This window comes from Rhodococcus sp. 1R11 (assembly GCF_004563845.1).
In the GTDB taxonomy this organism is placed as follows: domain Bacteria; phylum Actinomycetota; class Actinomycetes; order Mycobacteriales; family Mycobacteriaceae; genus Rhodococcoides.
The window spans coordinates 198,504-214,344 of record NZ_SPNG01000009.1; the positions used below are offsets into that span (position 1 = coordinate 198,504).

General features: G+C 61.8%; 17 protein-coding genes. 9 read left to right on the plus strand and 8 right to left on the minus strand.

All coding sequences use genetic code 11. From position 1 onward, the window contains the following. The first annotated feature begins 14 nt into the window (after positions 1–14). Positions 15–1,493: a mannitol dehydrogenase family protein gene (locus E4P29_RS17180; protein WP_135046403.1), complete on the plus strand. Its 1,479-nt coding sequence runs from the start codon at positions 15–17 to the stop codon at positions 1,491–1,493. On the opposite strand, the gene E4P29_RS17185 is transcribed toward E4P29_RS17180, so the two are convergent. From E4P29_RS17185 to E4P29_RS17195, 3 genes are all read right to left on the minus strand, one after another. Then, positions 1,481–2,272 carry a thioesterase family protein gene (locus tag E4P29_RS17185; protein WP_135046404.1) on the minus strand — a complete coding sequence of 264 codons (792 nt, stop codon included), beginning with the start codon at positions 2,270–2,272 and terminating at the stop codon, positions 1,481–1,483. The two genes, E4P29_RS17180 and E4P29_RS17185, sit on opposite strands and share 13 nt — an antisense overlap. Positions 2,273–2,326: 54 nt before the next feature. Continuing rightward, positions 2,327–3,616, minus strand: a complete 1,290-nt coding sequence (locus E4P29_RS17190) for an MFS transporter (RefSeq protein WP_135046405.1) — start codon at positions 3,614–3,616, stop codon at positions 2,327–2,329. Positions 3,617–3,699: 83 nt separating this feature from the next. After that, the gene (locus E4P29_RS17195) at positions 3,700–4,746 is read right to left on the minus strand and encodes an SDR family oxidoreductase (RefSeq protein WP_135046406.1); all 1,047 of its coding nucleotides are present in this window, start codon (positions 4,744–4,746) and stop codon (positions 3,700–3,702) included. Between the two features lie 92 nt (positions 4,747–4,838). Here E4P29_RS17195 and E4P29_RS17200 point away from each other — a divergent pair, with 92 nt between their 5' ends. Then, on the plus strand, positions 4,839–5,156 hold the full coding sequence (locus E4P29_RS17200) for a helix-turn-helix transcriptional regulator (RefSeq protein ID WP_135046407.1): 318 nt from the start codon (positions 4,839–4,841) through the stop codon (positions 5,154–5,156). On the opposite strand, the gene E4P29_RS17205 is transcribed toward E4P29_RS17200, so the two are convergent. Together E4P29_RS17205 and E4P29_RS17210 are read right to left on the minus strand one after the other, a co-directional pair. Continuing rightward, complete coding sequence (locus E4P29_RS17205; RefSeq protein ID WP_135046408.1) at positions 5,140–5,469, minus strand: hypothetical protein; 330 nt, start codon at positions 5,467–5,469, stop codon at positions 5,140–5,142. The genes E4P29_RS17200 and E4P29_RS17205 overlap by 17 nt on opposite strands. Positions 5,470–5,531: 62 nt before the next feature. Beyond that, complete coding sequence (locus E4P29_RS17210; RefSeq protein ID WP_135046409.1) at positions 5,532–7,034, minus strand: SAM-dependent methyltransferase; 1,503 nt, start codon at positions 7,032–7,034, stop codon at positions 5,532–5,534. Positions 7,035–7,149: 115 nt separating this feature from the next. Here E4P29_RS17210 and E4P29_RS17215 point away from each other — a divergent pair, with 115 nt between their 5' ends. Beyond that, on the plus strand, positions 7,150–7,653 hold the full coding sequence (locus E4P29_RS17215; RefSeq protein ID WP_135046410.1) for a DUF1648 domain-containing protein: 504 nt from the start codon (positions 7,150–7,152) through the stop codon (positions 7,651–7,653). A gap of 163 nt (positions 7,654–7,816) precedes the next feature. Beyond that, positions 7,817–9,028 (plus strand): Fic family protein, encoded by a 1,212-nt coding sequence (locus E4P29_RS17220; RefSeq protein WP_135046411.1) that lies wholly within the window; start codon positions 7,817–7,819, stop codon positions 9,026–9,028. Between the two features lie 18 nt (positions 9,029–9,046). Here E4P29_RS17220 and E4P29_RS17225 read toward each other — a convergent pair whose 3' ends face one another. Continuing rightward, positions 9,047–10,291: a TetR family transcriptional regulator C-terminal domain-containing protein gene (locus tag E4P29_RS17225; RefSeq protein WP_135046412.1), complete on the minus strand. Its 1,245-nt coding sequence runs from the start codon at positions 10,289–10,291 to the stop codon at positions 9,047–9,049. A 175-nt stretch (positions 10,292–10,466) separates the two neighbouring features. Between E4P29_RS17225 and E4P29_RS17230 the strand changes: the two genes are divergently transcribed. Next, a complete protein-coding gene (locus E4P29_RS17230) occupies positions 10,467–10,727 on the plus strand; it encodes a LuxR C-terminal-related transcriptional regulator (protein WP_135046413.1) in 261 nt (86 codons plus the stop codon). 3 nt (positions 10,728–10,730) lie between these two features. Here E4P29_RS17230 and E4P29_RS17235 read toward each other — a convergent pair whose 3' ends face one another. After that, a complete protein-coding gene (locus tag E4P29_RS17235; RefSeq protein WP_135046414.1) occupies positions 10,731–11,384 on the minus strand; it encodes a DedA family protein in 654 nt (217 codons plus the stop codon). An 87-nt stretch (positions 11,385–11,471) separates the two neighbouring features. On the opposite strand from E4P29_RS17235, the gene E4P29_RS17240 reads away from it, so the two are divergent. The 4 genes from E4P29_RS17240 to E4P29_RS17255 all read left to right on the plus strand — a co-directional run bounded on the left by E4P29_RS17240 (position 11,472) and on the right by E4P29_RS17255 (position 14,372). Then, entirely contained in the window at positions 11,472–12,503 is a 1,032-nt protein-coding gene (locus E4P29_RS17240; RefSeq protein ID WP_135046415.1) for a superoxide dismutase, read from the plus strand. A gap of 137 nt (positions 12,504–12,640) precedes the next feature. Then, entirely contained in the window at positions 12,641–13,330 is a 690-nt protein-coding gene (locus E4P29_RS17245; RefSeq protein ID WP_245154377.1) for a DUF998 domain-containing protein, read from the plus strand. Between the two features lie 73 nt (positions 13,331–13,403). Further along, positions 13,404–13,961, plus strand: coding sequence for a DUF3558 domain-containing protein (locus E4P29_RS17250; RefSeq protein ID WP_245154383.1), 558 nt, complete (start codon positions 13,404–13,406; stop codon positions 13,959–13,961). A gap of 165 nt (positions 13,962–14,126) precedes the next feature. Beyond that, the gene (locus E4P29_RS17255) at positions 14,127–14,372 is read left to right on the plus strand and encodes a hypothetical protein (protein ID WP_135046418.1); all 246 of its coding nucleotides are present in this window, start codon (positions 14,127–14,129) and stop codon (positions 14,370–14,372) included. A 60-nt stretch (positions 14,373–14,432) separates the two neighbouring features. On the opposite strand, the gene E4P29_RS17260 is transcribed toward E4P29_RS17255, so the two are convergent. Beyond that, positions 14,433–15,806, minus strand: a complete 1,374-nt coding sequence (locus E4P29_RS17260; protein WP_027497711.1) for a dicarboxylate/amino acid:cation symporter — start codon at positions 15,804–15,806, stop codon at positions 14,433–14,435. Positions 15,807–15,841: the final 35 nt, after the last annotated feature.

Sequence of the window (15,841 nt, forward strand, 5' to 3'; positions counted from 1 at the left end):
CGAGGACCGAAGTCATGACCGAGCTTCGTCGCACCACGTTGGAACACCTACCGGCGACCGTCGCGAGGCCCGCGTACGACGCGGACGAACTGCACTGCGGTGTGGTTCATTTCGGTGTCGGTGCGTTTCATCGCGCACATCAGGCGGTCTACTTCGACAGATTGCTCGCGGCCGGGCACCTGGACTGGGCGCTGTGCGGGGTGGGAGTACTGCCCCAGGACAAGAGAATCGGAGAGGTCCTCGACGACCAGGACTACCTCTACACACTCGTGACCGTCGACCCCGACGGCATACGTGAGGCCCGAATTGTCGGCTCCGTCGCCGATTTCGTTTTCGCACCCGACGATCCGCAGGCCGTCATCGATGTGCTCAGTTCACCGTCCACGATGATCGTGTCCCTGACCATCACCGAAGGCGGTTACGGCGTCGACGATCTGACGGGAGCGTTCGAGCCCACCGATCCGTCGGTGCTGGCGGATCTCGAGGATCTCTCCACACCGACGAGCGTCTTCGGTTTTCTGACCGTGGCTCTCGCCACCCGTCGATTCCACGGAGTCCCGCCGTTCACCGTGATGTCGTGCGACAACATCGTCCACAACGGAGCGGTCACTCGCACCGCGCTGACGTCCTTCGCGCGCCACCACGACAGCGACTTGGCCGACTGGATCGATGCCACGACCGCGTTCCCCAATTCGATGGTCGACCGCATCACCCCGGCCACGACGCCCACCGTCATCGAGGATGCTCGACGTGACTTCGGCATAGACGACCGCTGGCCGGTTCAATCGGAATCGTTCTCGCAGTGGGTACTCGAAGACACCTTCTCGTTCGGGCGGCCACCGTTCGACGAAGTAGGAGTGCAACTCGTCACCGATGTCGCACCGTACGAGCACATGAAACTTCGGCTGCTCAATGGATCCCACCAGGCCATGAGCTACCTCGGCATCCTGGCCGGGTACACCCACGTCCACGAGGTGATGGCGGATCCGGACATGCGCGAATTCGTCGCGTCGTACATGCGTGCGGAGGCTGCCCCGACGCTCGCGCCGGTACCGGGAATCGACCTCGACGCCTATATCGAGCAACTGCTGCAACGGTTCTCGAGTCTTGCCGTACGAGACACCCTCGAACGTCAGATCGTCGACGCCTCCGCGCGAATCCCGAAATTCGTGCTGCCTGTACTGCGAGATCGGTTGGCACACGATCGGACCGTCGATCATTGCGCGTTGATACTCGCCGGGTGGTGCGGTGTGTACGAGCGCGGGGACGTTCCGATGATCGACGCCGATGCGGAGCGTCTGCGGCGGTTGTCGTGGGAAGACCACGACAACCCGGGAGCGTTCTTGACCAATCGAGCGGTGTTCGGGGATCTCTCGAACAGTCCGCGTCTACGCGGGGCCTACCAGCGGGCGAAGCGTTCGCTGCAGGACAACGGTGCTCAGGGTGCCGTCCGGCGGTTGTCGGAACAATCCTCGGTGGGTCACACCTTGTAATAGACCACCTGGTGACTGGTGGCCAGCAAAATCCCGCCCTCGGTCCACAGCTCGGCAGTCTGGTCGAAGTATCCCCGGTGAAATCGGCGGGCCCGCGCGGTGCCGAGGACGTAGCCGCCGGAGTGCTGCTCGAGATCCTCGGGCGTAGCGAAGTAGTGGGTCGTCAGGGTAATCGTCCCGGCCGGAACGTACTTGCCCAGTCGCTGAAAGATTCGTGGGTAGAACACGTCCGTCATCGAGGTCAGGGCCGCGAAGTCCATCGGCCGCGGTGGTGTATCGCGGATCCACAGAGTCTCGGTCGAGTCGGTGGACTCCTGATCGCTCAGCGCGCCTTTCACGAAGCGCATCTCGTAATTCTGCGCCCACGCGATGGCGTCGGGAAGACCGCCCTGGTTCGTATCGGCGGGGGACGGAACGTCAGGGACCGTCGCCTCGATGTCGTCCCAGGTCTCACGACGTGAACCGAACACCGCCGTCGCAGTCGTCGCCACCGAACCGTTCTGAGTCAGTTCGAGATACCAGTGTTGGTTGCTTCGGTTGGTCCGCACCGGGCGGGCGGAGATCTCGAAATCACCCTCGGCAACCGGTCCGGCGAAATTCACTGTCAGCGAGACCGGTGTTCCCTGGCATTCGGGATGGAGCTCGATGGCACGGATGAACGTCGCAGCAGTGATTCCGCCGAACGGGCCGACCATGTTGTTGTACGGGGGCGACGTCCGTCCGGCGTACGTGCCCTCACCGACACTCTGGAGTGCGACTGCTGTGTCGAACGCGTGCATCGACTCTCCTACGGCCTCGGACGGTGTGCCATCCGATCGTAGTGTCGCCGAGAATCAATCCAGGTTCTGGCCACGCTTCTCGGGCATCCACACCATCGTCAGGAACGAGATCACGGCTGCTGCAGCGAGATAGTAGAAGAACCAGTCGGCGTGGCCTGCGTCGGACAAGGCATTGACCAGTAGGGGAGCGGTGCCACCGAACAACGCAACCGTGAGGTTGTACCAGGCCCCGATACCTACACCTCGAAGCTCTGCCGGGAAGGCTTCGGCCAGAACGGCAGGAATGATGGCCGAGCACATCGCGAACAGCAGCAGGCCGACGCAGAAGACGATCAGCAGTTTGACGAACGACGGCCCGATCAGCTTGGAGAGCGGGATGATCAGAATCGCGAACAGTGCAGCGTAGGTGAGCAATTGCGGTTTTCGGCCGATGCGGTCCGCGAGAGCGCCCATGGGGTACTGCAGCGCGACGAACATCGCTGTCGCGATCGATAAGGCCACGAACACGTCGTTTGCCTCCGCTCCGCGCTGCTTGACGGCGTACGGCGTCATCGCGGAGAAGAACGTGTAGTAGGCGAGAGTGGCGAGGAGGACGAATCCCACGACTTGCAGGACGGCACGAGGATGGTGCTTCATGGTCATCCACAACGGGTTTCGCACGGCCTTCGCCTTCACGGCGTTGCGCTCCTGGTTGTCGGCTTCGGCCATGCCGCGGCGCATCCACAGCCCCACTACTCCGAGCAGTCCGCCGATGGCGAACGGTAATCGCCAGCCCCACGAGCTCAGTTGGTCGTCGTCGAGCACGAAGGTCAGGTACGCGCCCAGCAGCGAGGCAAGGAGAATCGCTGTGCCGGTGGAGATGTAATAGAAGGACGAGTATCGGCCCCGCCTGTTGTTCGGGGCGATCTCGGCGAGGTAGGCGGACGCGTTGGAGACTTCACCGCCCATCGACATGCCCTGAACGATCCTGGCCAGCAACAGCAGAACCGGAGCGATCCACCCTGCGACGGAGAATGTGGGGAGGGCCGCAATCGCGAATGATCCACCCGACATCATCGCGATCGTCAGGATCATTGCCTGACGTCGCCCCTTCAGATCGGAGAAACGTCCGATCAGCAAGCCCCCGAGCGGCCTGAAGAAGAAGGCCACCGAGTATGTCGCCAAGGTGCTCAACAGAGCCAGTGCCGGGTTGTCGCCGGAGAAGATCTGGGTGGCGAAGTAGATCGAGAATGTCGCGTATACGGTCCAGTCGTACCACTCCACGGCATTGCCGATGCTGACTGCGAGAAGTTGCTTCTTGGGCATCACGTGCCGAGTGGACGTCGATTCGGACTTCACTGACATGGCGATCTCCTTGTCGGGGGCGTGCGTCGAAAAGCCTATGCCTCCACAGCTCCCGGGGTGCGGAACCACCGAGCCCGATTCGCTCAGGGAATGATTCGCTGCTGCCGGAGATCTGCGACGATGCCGGCGAACATCGCCTCGGTGTCCACGAAACGATGAAAACCCATGCGGCGGGCCTTGGAGCCGTCGGATATGACGTCGTAGTCCCAGGAGAACACGAAGTCACCGAACGCCCAGGATGACACATCGCGGTAGGGAGTGGGCTTCAATTCGTGTTCGGCAACGATCGAATCCCACAGTGGCTCTTTGTCGGCCATGACGTCGGCCAGCGACATCGGCAGTGGGGCGGCGGTATCCAACCCGAAGATGTCCGCGATGCGCGGCCACATGTCGTTCCAGCGGAACAGGTCTCCGTTGGTGATGTTGAAGGCCTGGTTCGCGCACGCGGGCGTGGTTGCGGCCCAGACGGTCGCTTCGGCGAGCAACGACGCATCGGTCATTTCCAGCAGAGATCCGAAAGCACCGGGCTTGCCCGGGAACCGCATGGGCACGCCCAGTTTCTTGCACATGGTGGCGTAGACAGCGATGACGGTGGCCAGATTCATCGGATTCCCCAGCGCTACACCGCACACCACGGATGGCCGGACAGCCGACCAGGACCACCTCTTTCCGAGCTGACGGCTTTCGAGGAACTGTTGTTGGTCGACGTTGAACTCGGGCGGCATGTGCGGTGGATCGGATTCGCGCGCAGGGGTTTTGAACGGGCCCAGATGCGCGCCGTACACCTTGTAGCCCTGCATCAGGCTGACGTGTTCCAGATCGGGAGAACTGTCCTCGATCACGGTGATCACGTTGACGAGCATCGCCAGATTGGGAGGCACCAGCTCGGCCCACGTGGGGCGTTCCTGATACGCGGCGTAGAAGATGTGCGTGACGTCCGTCAGGTGCGAGAGCCGGCGTCGAGTCTCGTCGCCGTCGAGCAGGTCCACCGCAATGTGCTGGACGCGTTCGATGTCGATACCGCCGCGGCGGGACAGCCCAATGATCTTCCAATCCCCGGTCCGCTGTAGGTGTTCGACCAGATTTCCGCCGATCACGCCGTTGGCCCCCACGACTACTGCTGTCTTCATCGTCTTCTCCCTATCTGGATATCGCGATATTGCGATGCCCGGGTAAGTAGACCACAGATCGCGATATTGCGATATTGGAGTACGCTTCGGGGGTGGCTGACGAACTGGAACCTGCGGAGCTTGCGGCAGTGTTCGGTGCTCTCAGCAACCCGGCGCGATTGGCGATAATGCAATGGCTCAAGGATCCGAGCGATTTTCCCCCGCAGCTCGAACCGGCCGAAGAGGTAGGGGTGTGCCTCAAACACATTCAATCCAGAGCAGGCGTCTCGCAGTCGACTGCCTCGCAATACATGGCGGTGCTACAACGCGCCCACCTGGTGACGAGCACCAAAATAGGGCCGTGGGTGCACTACAAACGCAACGCCGACTACCTCGACCGATTGGCCGAAACGATCAAGACCGATCTGTGACGTCTCCACTGCCTCGGCGCGACTTCTGTATGAGGTCTGACAGCAGGTTGATGATGCCGGACAGTGCGAGGCTGCCTCCGGGGTAGATGAGGCCCCCAAGTGAGAAGATAACGGGTTCCGATGCGTCCTTGACCATGTAGGCGGCACCGATACCCGTCAGGACAAGTCCGAGGATCGTGAGCAGTGCGATGATTCGGCGGTTCAGGCGGGACAGTCGGGTCGAGATCAACGCTGCGAAACCGGCGAATACGCCCAAGAAAATGGACCCTATGAGCAGCCAATCCCACTTCACGATGGTAGCCACTACGAACATGCCACCACCGATGAAAAAGAGGACCAATTCCGGAACGGGTTGTCGTTGAGGCGGATCGGCAGTCACAGTGGAAGTCCCCTCGCGAGATCGACCGCACGAGTGAGCGATGCTGCCTCGAACACCAGACCGTGCGCAGCTGCCGCCGCTGCGGAACGCTCACTCAGTACGACGGGGTCGGTCGCCCGGGCGACCGTCGCGAGATCGATGCGTTGCAGCAGCTTCTTCGTCACGGGCCGCTTGCTGTCCCAGAAGGCCAGAGCAGCAATGAGATCGGTAGCTTCGGGCCCGGTCAGTAACGCGTGGGCGACGGAGCAGGCTGCGGGGTCCTCGAACGGAAGCAGGTAGGTGGCGTCGTCGAACACCGCTGGTTTGCCGTCGTAGGGACCGACCATCCTGAACTGTGGAATCTTGTGGAACCCGGAGATCGCAATCTTGTAGGGCGCGAACGAGTACTGGCCTACACCGAAAATGCAGAACCGGGCTCTGTTGCGATAGATCGACGACTTGCGCCCGTCGAGTGCCGCGGCGTTGGCGTTGAGGTATGCCCACAACTTCGGTGCGGTGTGCGCCAACTGCTCGGTGTCGTCGCCGGTATGCGACTGCGGCACGATCATCCACCTGGACACCGAGTCCAGCTTGTCGCGGTAGACATCGGTGCACTTGAAGAGTGGGAACAGGTAGTCGGCTTCGATGTCCACGCCGATTCCCAGTTTGGTTCGTGGGCCGCCGTTCTCAGCCAACTCCATCACCGCGGTGGCGTCGTGCTTGATGCCTTGTCGCCACACCAGAGGGCTGGTGCCGTCGAAGTGCTTGCTGCGCTGATATGCATCGACGTTCGCCACCAGTCGGCCGTCGACCGCTCCGATTCGGTTGTCCGGCTGCGCCGCATCGATGCTCGGATATGTCTGTGCGGTGTAGTCGGTCTGACCCGGCCCGAGTTCCACAATGAACCAGCAGGCGTCGACCCCTGCGTCGAACCACTTCTTCGCATCGATCATTCGTAGGCTCGAACCCGTAATCGGAAGCTGTTGTCGAGCGCAGTGCAGCAGAACGTTTCGAGCTACCTGGGTCTTGCAGATCATCGCGATGGTCGCCGGGCGATCTGCGAAGTCGGTGAGCAACTTGATCCAAATGAACTCTGCGATATCGAAGTTGGAGCTGCCGGTGATGGCGTCGATGCCGCGGGCGTTCTTCGTGTTCGTGCGTGCGGGTCGATTGGCGGAATCGAGCACCGACAGTTGCGAGTTGGTCACCCACGGTGGGTTTCCGACCACAAGGGTCGGGCCGGGCCCCGAACTCCACTCGATATCTCGGGCCATATCGAAGTCGAAGATCGACGCTGTGATGATCCTGCCGAATTGTGCTGCTGACGAGGCATACTCGGGCTGCACCTCGATCCCGACGCGCTCTGTTTCAGGGTGAGTCCGGGCCATCACCGACAGGAAGTTCCCGACACCACAGGTGGGTTCCAGGACGCGGGTCCATTCGCGACGAGGCAGGGCGTCGACCAACGCGCGCGCCAACTCGATCGGAGTCTGAAAGTCTCCGAACTCGTTGTTGGGCATCGATGCCTCCGGCAGTGGTGCGGATAGGTGCCGTCTGTGGCACCGGAGCATAGCCTGCGGAGCGACCCAGAGGCTCAGCACCACACCACTGCCGAAGGCATTAAAGTGAACTGGGATGGAGCTTTCGCGCGCTGCCCTACTGCTGTCCAGTCTCATCTTCGTCGGTAGCCTCGTGTGGGTCGCCGTCACCGCGAGCGACGAGATTCCTGCTCATTACGACGGATCCGGTCAGGTGGATCGGATGGACTCGAAGCTCTCTTTCCTCCTCACGATGGGCGGCATCGGATTTCTGCTGATCGGGCTGTTCGCGAGCGTTCGATGGTGGTTCCCGAAATTGCCGGCTCAGTACGTGAATCTCCCGACTCGACGCATGCACGACTACTGGACCGCAGCCGAGAACCGACCTGCATTGAATCGAAAAGTTCCCGAGGACCTCGACTGGATCGGTGTTTCAACCAATTTGCTGTTGGCCTGGTTTGGCGGCGTTGCGGGTACGACGGCGGATGACGGGGCCAACGTGTGGGTTCTTGCGGTCCCGACGGGGCTCTACATGTTGGCCGTTCTGGGTTACACGGTATTTATCGTCAGAGGCGGCCGGTACCGCGTTCCGAACGACTGACTCAGGGGAGCGGCTGCACAATGGCCAGCTTCGAGCCTGACTGTAAAAGGTAGCTGCCATCGGCGGAGTCGACCTTCATCTCGATACTGTCCGAGCGTGCCGATCGTGCGGTTCAGCGGGCCATACCAAACTATATACAAATAAGGTTTGGTATGGTCGCATAATGGCAGACGGTGAGGCCGGTGCATCCTGGCCTGCGGTGGAGTTCGAGAGCCGGCCGTGGCGTGTCGCCGATTCGTACACGTCGCGCGCCCAGAGGGGGCTGCATCAGGGTGACTATCGAGCAGCTGTACCGCCGCGTATTGCAGGGGTAGAGCTGAACCTGCCTGCGCAGCTGATCGCGGAGTCGGAGGACGCCCTCCGTGAGGTCGTTCGATTCGACCACTATGCCTCTGAGCGGCTCGGTTCGTCGGTGGAACTTGCACCCATGAGTTCGATTCTGTTGCGGACGGAAAGCTCGGCGTCCTCGCAGATCGAGAATCTGACCGTGGGAGCCAGGGCGCTCGCACTCGCCGAATTGGGTTCGCCCACAACACGGAATGCCTCGATCGTGTCGGGAAACGTCCGCGCGATGGAAGCAGCACTCGAGGTCGGATCATCGATCGGAGAAGCAAGCGTGCTTCAGATGCACCGATCGCTGATGGAGTCCAACGGCGATCCGTTCCCAGGGCAATGGCGAACTCAGCAAGTCTGGATCGGGGGATCGGACATAGGCCCGCACCGTGCCGCTTTCGTTCCACCGCACCACGACCGGCTTCCGGGTGCACTTGCCGACCTGTTCGAGTTCGCAGCTCGTTCGGACTTGCCCGTCATCCCGCATATCGCCGTCACGCATGCGCAATTCGAGACGCTCCACCCGTTCACGGACGGAAACGGGCGAACGGGCCGAGCCATAGTCCACGCGATGCTGCGTAGGGCGGAAGTGACGGAGCGAGTGACGGTTCCACTGTCTGCTGGGCTCCTCACGGACACCGCAGGCTACTTCCGAAGTCTGGATGCCTACCGCGCCGGGGATGTCGAGGCGATCGTGCGAAGCCTCACCGCTGCCACGCTCCACGCCGTCGAAGGTGGGCGGCGATTGGTAGACGAGCTGGCCGACGTCAGAACCGAGTACACCGATCGCGTCGTCGCACGCAGCGACTCGGTTGTGTGGAAACTCCTCGACGCTCTGGTGGCGCAACCGGTCGTCGACAACGGCTACGTACGAAACACATTCGCCGTCAGCGAGATTGCGTCTCAGCGGGCAATCGACAAGCTGACCGAGGTGGGAATTTTGCACCAGACGTCGAAGGGGCGACGAAACAGGGTGTGGCAGGCCGAGGAGATCCTTGCCGCGCTCGACGACTTCGCGGACGGCATCCGGCGGGTCCGATGACACGCACTCGGTCGATGCTCAGTGCACACCGAGACCGTCGAGGAGAAGTTCAGCAACGAACTTCGCGTTGTCCTGCGGGCTGTTCTGTCGTCGTGTGAAGCATCGCATCAGCAGCGTATTGGTGATGCCTGCTGCGAGATCGATTGAGCTCGAGCCTTTTCGGAATATCCCGCTGTCCTGCCCCCGCGCGATGACCGGGGCGATGATCGCCGGCAGGTTGAGTTTCTCCTTGATCGAGATCAATCCCTCCGGCTCGCCGTACGTGTCGTGTGCGACGGCGACGAGGAGAGCGTCCATGAATTCGAGTTCGTCTGCGGCGAGCTGCGCGCACCGCAGCATGTGATGTCGGAGAATCGCCAGCTCGTCCAAGCCCAGTAGCTCGTCGTCGGCTACCGACTCGCGAAGACGATCGACTCGATTCTGCAGTGCTGCCACGATGATGGACGGCTTGGTCGGAAACAGCGTCTTGCAGGCCGCCCTCGGCACTCCTGCGATGTCGGCGACGTCGTCCATACGGGTCATGAAGTAGCCGCGCTTTCCGAACTCGTCGCGCGCCGCGGTGACGATCGCAGCACGCGGATCGCGAGGGAGTGGGCGTTCCTCGACCGGTGAACCGACTTCTCCCACGTCGTCGAGGTGCTGATGACGACCGGACGTGTCGACGACGGCCCCGAGAAAGGCAAGCACCGCGTCGGACATCACCTCGGCCGATACGGACGCGGCGTCCGCCTGACTGCGGAGGCGAAATCCATCGATGATTGCGTTGACCGTCACTGCGAACGTTCGGGCTGTGAAGGGACGGCGAAAGGCCCCACCGTCCGGGTCGAACAGTGCCTCGAACGCGCCCAGTACGGCTTCGTCTCGGACGCGGTAAGCGCTGGCGAGTGTCGGAGAAGAAGGCCCGCTGAAAACGTGGTCCAGAAGAGACTCGGTGATGCTCTTCCGGTCGACGAGTGCCGGAAAGTGAAGCGCAACGAGCGCCGACACCGTCGCGCGAATCGATGCACCGTTGTTCGTCACCTGGCTGCGAAGTGTTTCGTGGACGTCGGTGGGCAGCGAGGTCCGGGCCAGCTGCTCGACCACCTTGTCGAGAAAGTCGGCCTTGGTGCTGAACTTGCGGAAGAACGTCGCTGTCGACGAGTCGGATCCGTGGACGACGTCCTCGATGCGCATACCGCGGTCGAGAATTCGTCGAGGATCCGCGACCAACAATGTGACGGCCGCCTCGACGAAATGGGTGGCAGTCGCGTCGAGCTCGTTCATGGGGACGGACTTTACCGAGGTGGAGACCGACCGTGACGGTGCCGGTGACAGTATTCACTCTCGGGTGAGAGCGACCTCGGTCATCAGTCGGAGTGACCTAGCGGAGAGAGTGCGGTGTCATGTGCTGTGTTCGTGCCGCCGGGACAACGGAGACACCCGAAAATCAAGGATCTCCATGACAGTTCTCGACATCCACATCGGCGAAACGCCCGATCCGCGGCTCAGCGCTCGCGAAATCGAAGTGCTCACCACGTGGCTGGTGTCCGATTCGAAGTCGGAGGCGTCGCGGGCGCTCTATCTGTCGATGGGGACCGTGAACACCCACTTGTCCCGGATCCGAGCAAAGTACTCCGCGGTGGGGCGCACGGCACCCACCAAAGCCGCGCTGTTGGCGAGGGCTCTGCAGGACGGCCTCATCGATATCGACGATCTGTGAGGTTCACTGAACCTCGACGCGCCTCGACTTCATTTTCTTCACCACGAACCACGCGATCAGCGCCACAACGATGCCGATGACGATGTACTGGAACACGGAGGCGTAGTTCTCCACGTAGTGCCAGTTCTCGCCGAGGAAGTATCCGGCCAGCACAAAGATCGAGTTCCAGATCAGGCTGCCGAGCGTGGTGTACAACGTGAACTGCAGTACCGGCATCCGTGACACACCGGCCGGAATCGAGATGCCCGAGCGAACCACCGGGATCATGCGGCCGAAGAACACCGCCGACCGACCGTGTCTGGTGAACCAGTCCTCGGCCTTCGTCAGATCCTCGGTTCCGACGAACGGCATCTTCTCGACAATGGCGTACATCCGGTCACGTCCGAGTTTGATGCCCAGCCAGTAGAGAACCAGAGCGCCGAGCACCGATCCCGCCGTCGTCCAGAACAATGCACCGAAGAGCGTCATCCCGCCCTGAGATGCGGTGAAGCCGGCCAACGGCAGGATGATCTCGCTGGGTAGCGGCGGGAAGAAGTTCTCGGCAGCGACGGCAATACCGGCACCGGGACCGCCGATCGCCTCCATCAAACTCACCGCCCACCCGGCGATTCCGCCGAGTTCAGTGCTGGTCGCGGCAAGGGTGGAGAGCTCACTCATGACTACGACTGTACGAAACGTCTCGACCGAAAATCTGCTCACCAGGAGAAATGCCAAGAAATTGAGACATATGGAACACTTGCGAGGGTGAAACGAGCCCTCCAGGTACTGCCCGTTGTTGCCGCCGCCACACTTGTGCTGGGTGCCTGCGGGTCCTCCGATCCGGAGCCGACCCCCGCTTCCGCTCCCACTCAACCGTCAGCTCCGGCGTCGTCGTCCGTGTCGGCCTCATCCGGCCCATCGAACGCCGGCGTCTACAACCTGCCGGGCACAGGAGTGTTCCCCGAAGGCATCACCGCCGCCGACGACACGTTCTACGTGACGTCCACGTCCGACGGTGCCGTGTTCCGCGGAACCGTGGGATCGCCGGATGTATCGGTGTTCCTGCCCGGCGGCGGGGACGGACGCACGGGTGCTGCCGGGATCGATGTCACCGATGACGACGATCGGCCCGATTACTTGGTGATCGCCGGTGGAGCGACAGGCAAGGTGTGGGTGTACGACGCCAATTCCGGTGATCTGGTGGCCACGTTCACCAACGGTCTCGGCACCGACGCGACGTTCCTCAACGACGTTGCGATTGCCGACAACGGCGATACTTTTGTGACGGACTCACGCAGCCCGGCGCTGTACCGCATTCCTTTCGATCAGATCGTGGCTGGGACGCAGGACGCTCCTTTGGAAACGTTCGTGAGTTTCGACGGCACTCCGTTCGCATATGGTGAGGGCTTCAATGCCAACGGCATCGTCGAGAACGACAATGAATCGGCGTTGATCGTCGTGCAGTCGAGCACCGGCAACCTGTATCGAATCGACAAGACTTCCAAGGAGGTCACACAGGTCGATCTCGGCGGAGCAACGCTCATGAACGGCGACGGGATGGAGATGGACGACGACACGCTGTACGTCGTCCGCAATCGGGACGGTCTGATCTCGAAGGTCGATCTCGACGATGACGGCAGGACCGGCGCGGTCACAGGCGAGATCACCGACGCATCGTTCGCCTACCCCACCACCGTTGCAGCAGTCGATGATCGGCTGCTCGTGGTGAACAGTCAGTTCGACAAGCGTGGGGGAGAACCCGTCGAGCCGTTCACCGTCAGCTCTGTTCCCGAGTAGAGCGGCTTCGCCGCATGTGCGCGGAAATTCGTAGCAGAGACCGACTTTCCGCGCACAACGATCCAAGGGGATTCGAGCAACGGTTCGGGCACCATGGAGGTCGGACGCGACCGACGTCGTCCGTGAGAGGGGTCTTCGTGTCGATTCGTCCGGCCGAGGTCGGCACCGTGTCGATCGTGTTGGGAGCGCTGGTCGTTCTGGTTCTCGATGCTCACACTGCATTGCAAACGCCTTCGCACCTTCGGCGCACGATCAGTGAATACGGACTCGGCGCAGAGCAGTGGGTGTTCTCGATCGGGGTCGTCCTGCTCGCGTGGGGTTCTGCTTTCACTCTGCTGGCCGCGGTGCGACAACGGCTCACCCGACCCACCTCGGTAGCGTCCTTGTGTCTGATGCTGTGGACTATCGGCCTTGTTGCCGTTGTCGCCGTGCCGAAGCAGGATTGGTCGAACGACGCGTCACTGAGCCTCGGCGGGACGATCCATCGACTCGGTGCGGCAGTGGCGTTCGTCAGCATCCCCGTCGCGGTCTTCGCGTTCTCGCGACCCTGGATTCGGCAGGGGCCATGGACTGTCCGGGCACGAACGACACTGTGGCTGAGCGTGCTGTCCATCTGCACGCTGCTGCCGATCGCATACGCACTCGTTGTCGGTGCCGTCGGCACGCGACCTTGGTATCGGGTGGTCACACTCGGATACGTGGAGCGGGTACTCGTCGTTGCCGAAGTGATCGCTTTGATCTCGCTGGCCTTGTGGGTGTGGGCAGCCGAACGTTGGAGTCCTGCTTCCGTGAAGTCACAGGAGATCGAGGCCTCGCAGCCCGCCTAGGGAACCGATCGCGCGTTGCGTGCGTCCAACCTGTCAGTGCCGTCGGCGTCGAGAGGTTGAACGAATGCGTGTGATGTCTGGACGTCGAATTGCTGTGGCGTGCAGCGCGGTGCTGTTGCTGACGGGATGCGCCGGCTCGACGAATGGAAGCCCGGTCGCGAGCGAGGACACCTCGACGTCGGCGGTAGCGGCACCGGGCCCACGAGAGCCATTCGATCCATGCACTATCCCGAAATCTGCGGTGACAGCAAGCGGCTTGGACGTGAGTACTGAGCGGCCGGACTTCGCAGGAATCACGACGTACCCCGGATGGAAGGGCTGTACTTGGGATGGCGCCGCGCTCAACGGCTGGTATTACGTCGCCGTGTTGTCTTCCTTGGAATCCATTGACGAACTACTGCTCAGTCCTTCGTTCGTGCGTGGTGCGGAGGTGAGTCTCATGGGTCGCACCGCAGTCCAACTGCGGCACGCAGACGAATTGAAATCCCTGGGTTGCGCTGTTGCTCTCGGAACAGCCGACGGTCTGATCGTGCTCGACCTGCAGAAGAAGGGTTCGCGAGATCTCGAAGGTGAACCCTGCGCCGAGGTCAACCGACACGCGGTCGACTTCGATGCGTATTTGCCGAAGTGAATCAGAAGGGTGCTGACTACCTTGGAGCCATACGGTTTGAATCAAAATCTGGACCACTGGCGGAGTCTTCGAGACCGAGCCGCGGCGGGTGAACTCGAGCTCGAATCAGGAGTTGCAGAACGGTGCGACGCTGCGTGCACCGAGTACCTGGTAAAGCTCGATCGCATGCTGGAGATGACCGCCTCCCTCGCTTGGCCTGAGTCCTGGGGTGACCTGGACTCGGCCAAACAGCTTCAGGCGAAGTTCACGCGGTTGGCAACGGGAGATGAAGGCTCCGCTCGCTTTGTGATCAAGCAGCAGATCGAGATCATCAAGACCATGCGCGAGTTCTTTCGACACTATTTCGCGAGTGTCGAGGCCGTGGACGGTGCCACCGCGGCATCGGTCGAAGCACTGTCGCCTCCGCGATAGACGAAAAATCCCGACGACCCAGTTACCTGGTCGTCGGGATCGATCGTTCGAGACGTCTTGCTAGCGAGCCAGTTCCACTTCGGCTTCCTCGTCGACGAAGGGATCGCCGTTTCGCGGAGCGTTGTAGCGCTCGAGATTCAGGATGCCTTCGCGCTTGGCGACGATGGTCGGCACCAGAGCCTGGCCGGTGACGTTGACCGCGGTACGGCCCATGTCGACGATCGGTTCCACTGCGAGCAGCAAGCCGACGCCGGCGAGAGGCAGTCCCAAGGTCGACAGTGTAAGAGTCAGCATCACCGTCGCGCCTGTCGTTCCTGCTGTTGCAGCTGAACCGATCACAGACACGACGATGATCAGCAGGTAGTCGGTGATGGTCAGGTCGATACCGTAGAACTGCGCGACGAACAGTGCTGCGATCGCGGGATAGATTGCCGCGCAACCATCCATCTTCGTCGTCGCCCCGAGCGGTACCGCGAACGAGGCGTACTCACGCGGCACGCCGAGGTTGCGTTCGGTGACACGCTCGGTGAGAGGCAGAGTGCCGATCGACGACCGCGAGACGAAACCGAGCTGCGTCGCGGGCCACACGCCCGAGTAGAAGGCGCGCACCGAAAGACCATGTGCACGAACGATCAACGGGTACACCACGAAGAACACGACAGCGAGGCCGACGTAGATCGAGACGGTGAACACCCCGAGCGAACCGATCGCGTCCCAGCCGTAGGTGGCCACAGCATTGCCGATCAGAGCAGCCGTGCCGATCGGCGCGAGGCGAATGATCCACCACAACACCTTCTGCACGATCGCAAGGAGTGACGCGTTGAAGGCCAGGAACGGTTCGGCCTTCTTGCCGACCTTGAGTGCTGCGATGCCGATGGCTGCGGCGATCACCAGCAACTGCAGGATGTTGAAGCTCAACGACGTGGTCGCGGTACCGCTCTCGGCAACCGTGGTCTTCGCGCCGAGCGCAAGGAAGTTGTTCGGCACCAAACCGGTGAGGAACGACCACCAAGACCCGACGCTGGACGGATCTCCTGCCGAGTCCGCCCCAGCACTGGTCCGCGATCCGGGCTGAGCGACCAGACCGATGACGATGCCGATGATCACTGCGATGAACGCCGTGATGGCGAACCACCACAACGTCTGGATAGCCAGACGCGCAGCATTCGTGACTTCACGAAGATTGGCGATGGAACTGACGATGGCCGTGAAGACCAGCGGAATGACCGCGACGGTAAGCAGCTTGACGTAGCTCGAACCGATGGTCGAGAGGGTACCGACCAACCAGTTTTCGTTGCCGTCGGCCGCGTCGGGCATCGATCGAGCGATCAGCCCGAACACGACACCGAGTACGAGACCGGCAACGATTTGTGGACCGAACGCGGTTGCCCAGGTAGGGACACGGCGCGTACGGGTAGCGCTGGGCGCAGACATGGTGATGCCTTTCGAAAAGAAGAGACGCCGACAGA

What these genes read in the sequence shown, in the direction of transcription:
- E4P29_RS17215 (WP_135046410.1), top strand. Translation starts at nt 7,150, where the DNA reads ATGGAGCTTTCGCGCGCTGCCCTACTGCTGTCCAGTCTCATCTTCGTC.
- E4P29_RS17235 (WP_135046414.1), bottom strand. Translation starts at nt 11,384, where the DNA reads ATGAGTGAGCTCTCCACCCTTGCCGCGACCAGCACTGAACTCGGCGGA.
- E4P29_RS17195 (WP_135046406.1), bottom strand. Translation starts at nt 4,746, where the DNA reads ATGAAGACAGCAGTAGTCGTGGGGGCCAACGGCGTGATCGGCGGAAAT.
- E4P29_RS17205 (WP_135046408.1), bottom strand. Translation starts at nt 5,469, where the DNA reads ATGTTCGTAGTGGCTACCATCGTGAAGTGGGATTGGCTGCTCATAGGG.
- E4P29_RS17185 (WP_135046404.1), bottom strand. Translation starts at nt 2,272, where the DNA reads ATGCACGCGTTCGACACAGCAGTCGCACTCCAGAGTGTCGGTGAGGGC.
- E4P29_RS17255 (WP_135046418.1), top strand. Translation starts at nt 14,127, where the DNA reads ATGCTGGAGATGACCGCCTCCCTCGCTTGGCCTGAGTCCTGGGGTGAC.
- E4P29_RS17250 (WP_245154383.1), top strand. Translation starts at nt 13,404, where the DNA reads ATGTCTGGACGTCGAATTGCTGTGGCGTGCAGCGCGGTGCTGTTGCTG.
- E4P29_RS17220 (WP_135046411.1), top strand. Translation starts at nt 7,817, where the DNA reads ATGGCAGACGGTGAGGCCGGTGCATCCTGGCCTGCGGTGGAGTTCGAG.
- E4P29_RS17190 (WP_135046405.1), bottom strand. Translation starts at nt 3,616, where the DNA reads ATGTCAGTGAAGTCCGAATCGACGTCCACTCGGCACGTGATGCCCAAG.
- E4P29_RS17225 (WP_135046412.1), bottom strand. Translation starts at nt 10,291, where the DNA reads ATGAACGAGCTCGACGCGACTGCCACCCATTTCGTCGAGGCGGCCGTC.
- E4P29_RS17230 (WP_135046413.1), top strand. Translation starts at nt 10,467, where the DNA reads ATGACAGTTCTCGACATCCACATCGGCGAAACGCCCGATCCGCGGCTC.
- E4P29_RS17180 (WP_135046403.1), top strand. Translation starts at nt 15, where the DNA reads ATGACCGAGCTTCGTCGCACCACGTTGGAACACCTACCGGCGACCGTC.
- E4P29_RS17210 (WP_135046409.1), bottom strand. Translation starts at nt 7,034, where the DNA reads ATGCCCAACAACGAGTTCGGAGACTTTCAGACTCCGATCGAGTTGGCG.
- E4P29_RS17260 (WP_027497711.1), bottom strand. Translation starts at nt 15,806, where the DNA reads ATGTCTGCGCCCAGCGCTACCCGTACGCGCCGTGTCCCTACCTGGGCA.